Source organism: Mesorhizobium sp. M7A.F.Ca.US.005.03.1.1 (assembly GCF_003997975.1).
GTDB classification, from domain to species: domain Bacteria; phylum Pseudomonadota; class Alphaproteobacteria; order Rhizobiales; family Rhizobiaceae; genus Mesorhizobium; species Mesorhizobium ciceri.
This window is the reverse complement of the sequence record NZ_RZRO01000050.1, coordinates 38,044-47,609: the sequence shown is the minus strand read 5'-3', so window position 1 is coordinate 47,609 and position 9,566 is coordinate 38,044. Positions and strand designations below refer to the sequence as shown.

Genomic DNA, 9,566 nt, shown 5'->3' with positions numbered 1-9,566 from the left:
GGTCGGCGGGGGCGGCGCGGGTACGGATGGCAATGACGGCCGGGCAGCCACGGGGACCAACACCGGCAACATCACCACCAGTGGCCTGGGCGCCATCGGCATGCTGGTCGAGTCGGTGGGCGGCGGCGGCGGCGATGGCGGCGGCGCCATCGGTCTCGTGTCGATCGGTGGCAAGGCAAGCGGTGGCGGCCAGGGCGATACGGCGACCGGCAATATTGGCGGCGTCATCAAGACCGGCGTCGATGGAAACGGCGGCGACGGCGCGCATGGCATTCTGATCCAGTCGGTCGGCGGTGGCGGCGGCAATGGCGGCTACGCCATCGGCGTAGCGCCTGCAATTTCGGTCGCCATCGGCGGTGGCGGCGGCACTGGCGGCAAGGGTGGCGTGGTCAACGTCAATCAGGCCGGCAACGGTGTGACCGTCGAGACGAACGGCCGTTCCGCTAGCGGCATCATCGCACAGTCGGTCGGCGGCGGCGGCGGCAATGGCGGCGGCGCCATTGCCATTGGCGGCCTGGTGGGTGTGTCGGTAGGCGGATCAGGCGATGCGGCGGGTGACGGCGACAAGGTGAATTACAACGTTGCGAACGCCAAGGTCACCACGCTCGGGGACGATTCCATCGGCGTGCTTATGCAGTCGGTGGGCGGCGGCGGCGGCAATGGCGGGTTTGCACTTTCCGGCTCGACCGTCGCAGCAGTGGGCGTCGGCGGCAGTGGCGGCAAGGCGGGTAAAGGCGGCGTGGTCGACGCGACCGTCGGCGGCACCGTCAACACCTCCGGGGATCGGTCGACCGGCATCGTTGCCCAATCGATCGGCGGCGGCGGCGGCAATGGCGGCTTTTCCGGCGCTGCCAGCTTCGGCGCCAGTGTGGGTGTCGGCGGCAGTGGCGCAGGCGGCGGCGATGCCGATGCCGTCACGCTGCGCACGGCTGATGGCGCGATGCAATCGATCACCACGGACGGCGCGGATTCGGCCGGCCTGATCGTGCAGTCGGTCGGCGGCGGCGGCGGCAATGGCGGCTTTTCCGGCACACTGTCGGCGATTGCCGGCTTCGGCATGGGGGGAAGAGGCGGCGCGGCCGGCAAGGGCGTGGCGACGGAAGCCACCTATAATGGTTCGGTCGAGACTTTCCGCGAAAGGTCGGCCGGTATCATCGTGCAGTCGATCGGTGGCGGTGGCGGAAATGGCGGCGGCCAGTTCGGCCTGAGCGTCAACGCAAGCGTGGGCATCGGTGGTTCGGGCGCGGGGGGCGGCGAAGCCGGGACGGCAAAGTTCTTCTCGACGACAACACTTGACGTCACGACCCATCAGTCGGACTCGGCCGGCGTCATCGTGCAGTCGGTCGGCGGCGGCGGTGGCAATGGCGGCTTCTCGTTGAACGGCGCGGGTCTTGTGGCTGCTGTCAGCATCGGCGGCAAGGCCGGCACTGCCAGCGACGCCAAGGCAGTGACGGTCGGCATCAATTCAGGGCTGATTCACACGCTTGGCGACCGCTCCACGGGTATCATCGCCCAGTCGATCGGCGGTGGCGGCGGCAATGGCGGCGGCACGGCTTCCGCCGGCCTCGGCGCCAACGTCACAATCGGTGGCAAGGGAGGTGGCGGCGGCACGGGCTGGACCGTCGATGTCACCAATGGCGCGGCGGTACACACCGAAGGTGTCCAGTCTCATGGCATCCTGGCGCAGTCGATCGGCGGCGGTGGCGGCTCAGGCGGATTTGCCGTCTCGGTTGGCGGGCCGTCCTTCTCGCTTGGCGGCGATGGCGCGTCGGGCGGCGGGAGCAAGAAGGTCTATGTCGAAAACACAGGCCTGATCAGCACGGACAAGGATATGTCGATCGGCATCTTCGCGCAGTCGGTCGGCGGCTCGGGCGGCGACGGCGGGTTTGCGATGGCGGCCGGCGCCTTTGCCGCGGTCGGCATCGGTGGCAAAGGCGGGGCCGGCGGCGCGGCCGGCGAGGTAGAGGTCAAGAACACCACCAACATCACGACCGTGGGCTCCCTCTCACACGGCATTCTCGCCCAGTCGGTCGGCGGCGGTGGCGGCAATGGCGGATCTGTCGGAACGTTTGCCGTCGGTCTGTTCGGCGCCGCTTCCGTGGCGATCGGCGGCGGTGGCGGCGATGGCAATCTCAGCAACCAGGTCACGGTCACCCACAAAGGTGACATTCATGTCGGCGGCATGGGCTCGAAGGCCATCCTTGCGCAATCGGTCGGTGGCAGTGGCGGCAACGGCGGTTCGGCTTATTCAGGCGCGGTCAGCGCTGGTCTCTACGTGTCCGCCTCGGTCGGGGTTGCCGTGGGTGGCGAGGGCGGCAACGGAGGCAACGGTGGAAAGGTAACGGTTCGGGCTGATGGCAACCTGATTGCCGACACCGACGCAGCCGGTTCCGGCGGCATCGTTGCCCAGTCCATCGGCGGCGGCGGCGGCAATGGCGGCCGCGCTGCCACGATTTCGGGTGCAGCCAGCACGGGGGTCAGCGTTTCACTCGGTGTCACTGTTGGCGGCTGGGGTGGCGACGGTGGCAAGAGCGACCTCGTCATCGTCGACAGCGGCATGAATGGCGGCGGCAGCATCGTTACCAAAGGCGCCAACGCGATCGGCATCCTCGCGCAATCGGTGGCCGGCAGCGGCGGCAATGGCGGCGATTCCTGGGGAGCTGCAGGCGGCTTCGGGGTCAACGCCAGCATCAATGCGACAGTCAACATCGGTGGCGGCGGCGGCAAGGGCAACATCAGCGGCGATGTCGCCGTTCACAACGCCATGACGATCAAGACGGGTGGGGACATGAGCGCCGCGATCGTTGCCCAGTCGATCGGCGGCGGCGGCGGCAATGGCGGAGCGACCAATGGCGCGACGGCCGATCTCGGTACAGAAAACGGCGTCAACGTCGCCGTCAACGTTGGTGTTGGCGGGGCGGGTGGCACAGGCAACAAGTCCGGTGCCGTGGATGTTACGAATTCCGCCAATTTGACCACCGACGGCGACTATTCGTCCGGCATTGTTGCCCAATCGATCGGCGGCGGTGGCGGCATGGGCGGTGCGACAAACACGCAGGCCTTCCACGTCGGCGGCACCGCCGGCACGAGCGTTACCGCAAATGTCAGCATCGGCGGCAATGGCGGCGAAGGCAACGATGCCGCCTGTGCCGCGGACGCAGGTGGCAATGCCACTTGTTTCGATGGCAAGGTCGGTGTCGCAGTCGATAATTCGGGCGAGATCCGCACAAGCGGGTTCAACTCGGTCGGCATCCTCGCCATGTCCATCGGCGGCGGTGGCGGCGGCGGCGGCTCGGCTTCGACCAAAGAGGATATCGTCGGCCCAGGCGATGCTGGCGAGACTTCGGTCGGTATCGGCGCGGCGATCGCGCTCGGTGCCGGCGGCGCCGGCAATGGCGGCACGGTTTCGGTGACCAACCGCAATCTGATCGTCACGGACGGCGCCGATTCCTATGGCATCAGCGCCAATTCGATCGGTGGCGGCGGCGGTGTCGGCGGCTCGTCCAGCTCTGGCGTGCTTGGCACTTACGCAATCGGCGGCTCGCTTGGCGGTGCGGGTGGCAAGGGCGGCAATGGCAACCAGGTCGATGTCGTCAATATGGCCGGCGCAACGATATGGACCAAGCAGGAGCGCTCGATAGGCATCTTCGCGCAGTCGGTCGGTGGCGGCGGCGGCGCAGGTGGTGCCGGCGAAAGCAAGGGCAAGAGCGATGGCGGTGAAGTCGCGGTAAACCTGTCGCTTGGCGGCTCGGGTGAGGTCGGCGGCAACGGCGGCAAGGTCAATGTCGAAAACAGCGGCATAATCCAGACCGACAAGGCCAATTCCCACGGCATCCTGGCGCAGTCGATCGGCGGCTCCGGTGGCGTCGGCGGCGCGTCCGGCACGTCATCCACCGACTCGAAGATCGCCATCACGCTGAGCCTCGGCGGCGCCGGCGGCGCTGGCGGTACCAGCGACAAGGTTCACGTCCAGAACTTCCAGAGCGGTTCGATCCTGACGCAGGACGACAACTCGCACGGCATCTTCGCACAGTCGGTGGGCGGCGGCGGTGGTGCGGGTGGCGCTGGCTCGACGGAGACCGGTAAGGCCGAGACGGCCGTTACCATGTATATTGGCGGCCAAGGCGGCAGTGGCAGCATCGGCGGTGAGGTCGAGGTCAACAACTTCGGCAAGATTGAAACACTGGGCTATATCTCGCACGGCATTTTTGCGCAGTCGATCGGCGGTGGCGGTGGTGCCTCGGGTGCCGCGACCGGCGCATCGGAAGCAGACATGACAATCGGTGGCGGTGCCAGCATACCCAACGGGATTCCGATCCCGGTGGTCGGCGACCCCAACGACCCCGACAACGAGGCCGATGGTGGCAAGGTCACCGTCACCAACGATGGCGAGATCATCACACACAAGGATGGGTCATACGGCATCTTCGCCCAGTCCATCGGCGGCGGTGGCGGATATGGCGGCACGGTTTCGTCCGACTTCGCCGGGTCCGACTCTTTTGCCCTCAGCCTGGGCGGCAAGGGCGGCAACGGCGGCGATGGCGGAGATGTGAGGGTTGAGGTTTCCGGATCGATCGAAACCTTCGGCGCCCGCGCGCATGGCGTCGTGGCGCAGTCGGTGGGCGGCGGCGGCGGTGTCGGCGGCGACGCAAAAGGTAAAACCTCGAACGCGCTCGGCATCGGCGGCCTTGGCGGCAATGGCGGCGATGGCGGCGAGGTGACCGTGATCCGCACCGGCACCATCACCACGCATGGTGTCGATGCGGTCGCCATCATCGCTCAGTCGGTCGGCGGCGGCGGCGGCATCGGCGGCGCCGGCTTTGGGCGCTTCGGCGCCACGGCGGATGGCGGCAGCGGCATCGACAACAACACCATCGGCTTCAACACATTTGCGGGTGCCAAGGGCAATGGCGGCACGGTGACCATCCAGCAGGACGGCGAGATCGTCACCGATGGCGAGCGGGCGCACGGCATCGTGGCCCAGGCGGTGGGCGGCGGCGGCGGCCTGGCCGGCACGCTCTCCACCGGCGCTGCCGGTTCCGGCGGTGGCATCGGCGATGCCGCGGCGGCGACGGCGACGGCCATGAGCCAGGTCTGGGTCAAGGGTGCGAGCTCGTATGCCATGTTCGGACAGAGCGCGACCGGCATCGGCGACGCGCACGCGGTTACGCTGACCGCGGGCGACAGCCTGTTCGCGCAGGGTGCTGGTTCCGTGGCCGCCTACGGCGAAAGCACAGCCAACGGCGCGAAAGGCAACATCACCATCAATCTCAACGGTCATTACACGATTGGCGGCGCCGGAACCGGCGTTGCCGCCATGCTCGTCGGCGGCGCCAACAACGCGCTGACCAACCACAGCCTGCTCTACGCAATGGGAGCGACGCCGACATTCGAGATCCAGGCAGCGGATATCCAGGCATTCCAGACCTTCCTGTTGGCGCCCGGTCCCGTCGTGCCGACCAATGCGATCCTGGAATCGCTGCTCGACGATTTCAGTCCGCTGGCCATTACCGGCACGTCGGGTGATGACCATGTCGACAATTCGCGGCTGGACGACACGCTGGGACGCGTCATCGGCAACATCGATCTCGGCGGCGGCGACAACAGCTTCCACAATTTTGCCGATGCCTCGATGGTCGGACTGAAAACCATCGATCTCGGCGGCGGGCTGTTCACCAATGACGGGCTCTATACCAACCAGGGCATCGGCGTGGTGGCGAAGGTGGATGTCGGCGGCGGCTTCAAACAAAACCTCTCCGGCGATTTCGTCACCGATGTGGATCTCAACAACCAGATCACGGATGCCCTGGCACTAACGGCGGCCGGTGACTTCAACGGCGAAGCGCCGCTGAATTTCCTGTCGATCGATAAGCTGTTCACGGAATATGTGGTCGCCAATGGCTCGGGGATGACCGACTCCGGCATAGCAGCGAAGACCTTGCATCCGGCAGTGGGCTTCAACTTCCAGTTCCGGGTGGATGGCGGCACCGATCTCGTTCTTTACGCCGACAACCCGACATTCCTGGAACTGGCGCAGGATCCGGGGTCCGGCACCACCGATCCCGGCGTGTTCCAGATGGCGCAGTACCTTGACGATGTCGAGGCAGCATCGACCCCGGACAACCCGATGGCCAGGCTGATCAACATGCTGCGCTTCCTGCCCAATGAAGAGGAACTGGGTGCAGCATTGACCCGGCTCACACCGCATTATGCCGTGCATACGTTCGACATGATCAACCGCGAAGCCGACATGATGCTGGAAGCGGCGCGTGAGTGTACTGGCGTGCCTGCCTACAAGAATCCCGACGGCCGCTGCGTCTGGGCAACGATCAGCCCGCAGGCCGAGTACGGCCGCGACGCGGGTGCTGGCACTACAAGCCGCGACGACGTCCTGAAGACGATGTCGCTTGGCGGCATTGGCGAGATCGGCCAGAACTGGTCGCTTGGTGCCACGATCGGCCGCACAGAGTTCGATTCCAAGATCGGCTTTGATGGCGACCTGCTGTCGGAGACCACCGGTGAGGCCTGGCAGGCCTATGCGCTGGCCAAATATACCAACAAGAATTACTTCGTGGACTTTGCACTCGGTGGCGGCACGGGCTCGTTCAAGGGCGAACGCGACACCCATATCGACCCGGCATTCTACATTCCGGGCGAAACGTTGGTGGGTGATTATCTCGACGAGGTAATGCTGCCTGGCATCGGCAGCAGCGTCACCTACACACAGAAGACCGCGATGTTCGGCGGCTCGGCGCGGTTGGGTTTCACCCGGGAGATGGGCGCGTTCTATCTGCAGCCGACAGTGCAGTTCGACGCGCGCTGGCTGCGTGTCTCAGGCACGGAGGAGGGTTCGGTCGCCGCCTTCAACTTCGATGGCTCGGCCAACACCTACTATTCTGCAACCCCTGCAATCGAGATCGGCACCGACATCGCGCTCAGCGACATTGCCAGCCTTCGCGTCTACGGCAAGGCCGGGGCGGAGTTTTCCAACAAGGAGTGGGAAATCGAAGGTCGCTTCGCGGCGGCGGAGAATCTGCCTGGCAACCCCGCATTGCACTTGACGGAGGCCGTCGATTCGCCGCTCTATCGGGTCGGCGCCGGCCTTGAACTGAATGGCGTCAATGGCGTCGGCATGTCCGTCAGATATAATGGCGCCTTCGGCGAAACGGTTAAACAGAACGCGATCAGCGCGTCTCTCAAGGTCAGCTTCTAGCTGGCCCGAGGCGGAGCCGGGCGGGAGGGGTCTTGATGAGGAAGTTCGCGTATTTCGTGGCGATGCTGGGTGTTGCCTGCACCGTCGGTGTGCCGGCCGTTGCAGCGCAAACCAAGAGCGACAAGGCGGTCGCGGCACCGGCTGCCGCCGATGCGCCGCAGTTGCCCGGTGGCGCGTCGGCACTGTCCGAAACCCACGGCGACTGGACGGTCAATTGCCAGATATCAGGCGCGACCAAAACTTGCAGCCTGTCGCATCAGCAATTCAACAAGCAGAACAATCAGCGCCTGCTGGCGATCGAGCTGTCGAGCAAGACCGGCGAGGATGCCACGGGAACGCTTGCGCTGCCGTTCGGCCTGGCGCTGGCCAAGGGGGTGAGCCTGACCATCGACGATCAGAAGCTGGACGGCAGCCTGGCGTTCAACACCTGCCAGGTCGTCGGCTGTCTGGTGCCGGTGGTGTTCGATGCGACTGTCACGCCGCTGCTGAAATCAGGCACCACGCTGAAGATCGACGCTTTCGCGGCAGACACCGGACAAGCGGTGAGCTTTTCCATTCCGCTCAACGGCTTCGCCGGCGCACTTGCCCGGACCGCGGAGCTTTTGACCAATTGATGTGAGCCGCAGGACTTAAAGCGCGCGCCGCCTGAACGCAGTCTCGCGGCAGGGCGGTGCGTCACTGCAGCAGAACATTTTTCAGTCAAACGACGATTGTTTTAAGCCGTTCGGCGATCAGGGCGGCAAGCCGAGCCGCCACTTCGTCCTTGCTCATCTCCGGCCATTCCTCGACACCGGCCTTTGACACGATCCGCACCCGGTTGCGATCGCCGCCCATCACGCCCGAAGAGCCGACGCCGCTTCCCTGCGACACGTCGTTGGCAACGATGAGATCGGCGCCTTTCTTCTTGAGCTTGGCCTCGGCGTTGCGCAGGAGATCCTGTGTCTCGGCGGCGAAGCCGATAACCAGGCCGGGTCGCTGGCTGTGATGGCCGACGCCGGCGAGAATGTCGGGATTCTCGACCATGCGCAGCACCGGCGGCTCTTCGCCCGCGACCTTCTTGATCTTCTCACCGGCCGAGTTCTCGGTGCGCCAGTCGGCCACGGCGGCGACGAACACCGCCGCATCTGCGGGCAAGAGCCGTTCCACCGCGTCGCGCATCTCCTGCGCACGCTCGACGTGAATGGTCTTCACTCCGGGGGGATCGGCGATGCCGACAGGGCCGGAGACGAGGCGCACATCGGCGCCGAGCCTGGCCAGTGCTGCCGCGATGGCATGGCCCTGCTTGCCGGACGAGCGGTTGGCGATGTAGCGCACCGGGTCGATCGGCTCATGGGTCGGGCCGGAGGTGACGATGATCTTGCGCCCCGACAGCGGCCTGGGGCCGACATCGAGCAGCGCCTCGACCGCGGCAACGATCTCCAGCGGCTCGGCCATGCGGCCTTCGCCCGCCTCATTGCTTTCGGCCATCTCGCCCCTGGCCGGGCCGACGAAGGTGACGCCGTCCTTCTGCAGCGTCGCGCGGTTGCGGCGGGTGGCCGGATGCGCCCACATTCTGGGGTTCATGGCCGGCGCCATCAGCACCGGCTTGTCGGTGGCGACAAGCACGGTGGAGGCCAGATCGTTGGCGTGGCCGTTTGCGAGCTTCGCCATCAGGTCGGCGGTGGCGGGCGCCACCACCAGCAGATCGGCCTCGCGCGACAGCCTGATATGGCCGACATCGTGTTCGTCATTGCGGTCGAACAGCTCGGTGAAGACATGGTCGGCGGAGAGCGCGCCGACCGACAGCGTGGTGACGAATTCCTGCGCGGCCGATGTCATGACCACCCGAACCGCGGCCCCGCGCTCGCGCAGCCGGCGGATCAGATCCAGCGCTTTGTAGGCGGCGATGCCGCCGCCGATGATGAGCAGGATGCGCTTGCCGGAGAGGCTCATGCACCCTCCCAAGGATTGACTATGCTGATACCGCAATCGGAAAAGTCAGCAACATTTCTAGTCACCACCGCAAAGCCCCGCGAGCGAGCAACCGAGGCGATCTGTGCGTCAAATTCGCGTATAGGACGTCCCAGAAATCGTCTGTTCGAAACAATCTCCGCGTATGCTTCGGCTTCGCGGTCACCGAACGCGAGCACTGGGGTCTTGAGCCATTTGGTGAAAAAGGCCCCGATGACACTACCCAGTGCAGCCTTACGCGTTCCGTCCGGCATGTTCGCAAGCCCAACGAGCAGCTCTGCCTTGGTCATCACCGTGACATATGAGCGGGTCGCGAGCGAGCTATCCATCCAGGTAGCCACCCCTGCATCCGGCCGTGGTTTGAAGGTTTCCGAGATAACATTCGTATCCAGCACGAACATGG

Annotated in this window: 4 protein-coding genes; 2 read left to right on the top strand and 2 right to left on the bottom strand. The window is 65.7% G+C overall.

Going from position 1 to position 9,566, the window contains the following annotated elements:
* Positions 1–100 precede the first annotated feature (100 nt).
* Positions 101–7,213 (top strand): autotransporter outer membrane beta-barrel domain-containing protein, encoded by a 7,113-nt coding sequence (locus EN990_RS36690; RefSeq protein ID WP_281056291.1) that lies wholly within the window; start codon positions 101–103, stop codon positions 7,211–7,213.
* Between the two features lie 35 nt (positions 7,214–7,248).
* Positions 7,249–7,827: an invasion associated locus B family protein gene (locus EN990_RS20540; RefSeq protein WP_024502803.1), complete on the top strand. Its 579-nt coding sequence runs from the start codon at positions 7,249–7,251 to the stop codon at positions 7,825–7,827.
* Between the two features lie 85 nt (positions 7,828–7,912).
* On the opposite strand, the gene coaBC is transcribed toward EN990_RS20540, so the two are convergent.
* Together coaBC and EN990_RS20530 are read right to left on the bottom strand one after the other, a co-directional pair.
* Positions 7,913–9,145: a bifunctional phosphopantothenoylcysteine decarboxylase/phosphopantothenate--cysteine ligase CoaBC gene (coaBC, locus tag EN990_RS20535; RefSeq protein ID WP_127368789.1), complete on the bottom strand. Its 1,233-nt coding sequence runs from the start codon at positions 9,143–9,145 to the stop codon at positions 7,913–7,915.
* On the bottom strand, positions 9,142–9,564 hold the full coding sequence (locus tag EN990_RS20530) for a type II toxin-antitoxin system VapC family toxin (RefSeq protein WP_127368790.1): 423 nt from the start codon (positions 9,562–9,564) through the stop codon (positions 9,142–9,144). Before EN990_RS20530 ends, coaBC begins: the two co-directional genes overlap by 4 nt.
* Positions 9,565–9,566 lie beyond the last annotated feature (2 nt).

Bases quoted from the DNA above. Each gene is read 5' to 3' on its own strand.
- EN990_RS36690 (WP_281056291.1), top strand. From the start codon at position 101: ATGCTGGTCGAGTCGGTGGGCGGCGGCGGCGGCGATGGCGGCGGCGCC.
- EN990_RS20540 (WP_024502803.1), top strand. From the start codon at position 7,249: ATGAGGAAGTTCGCGTATTTCGTGGCGATGCTGGGTGTTGCCTGCACC.
- coaBC (WP_127368789.1), bottom strand. From the start codon at position 9,145: ATGAGCCTCTCCGGCAAGCGCATCCTGCTCATCATCGGCGGCGGCATC.
- EN990_RS20530 (WP_127368790.1), bottom strand. From the start codon at position 9,564: ATGTTCGTGCTGGATACGAATGTTATCTCGGAAACCTTCAAACCACGG.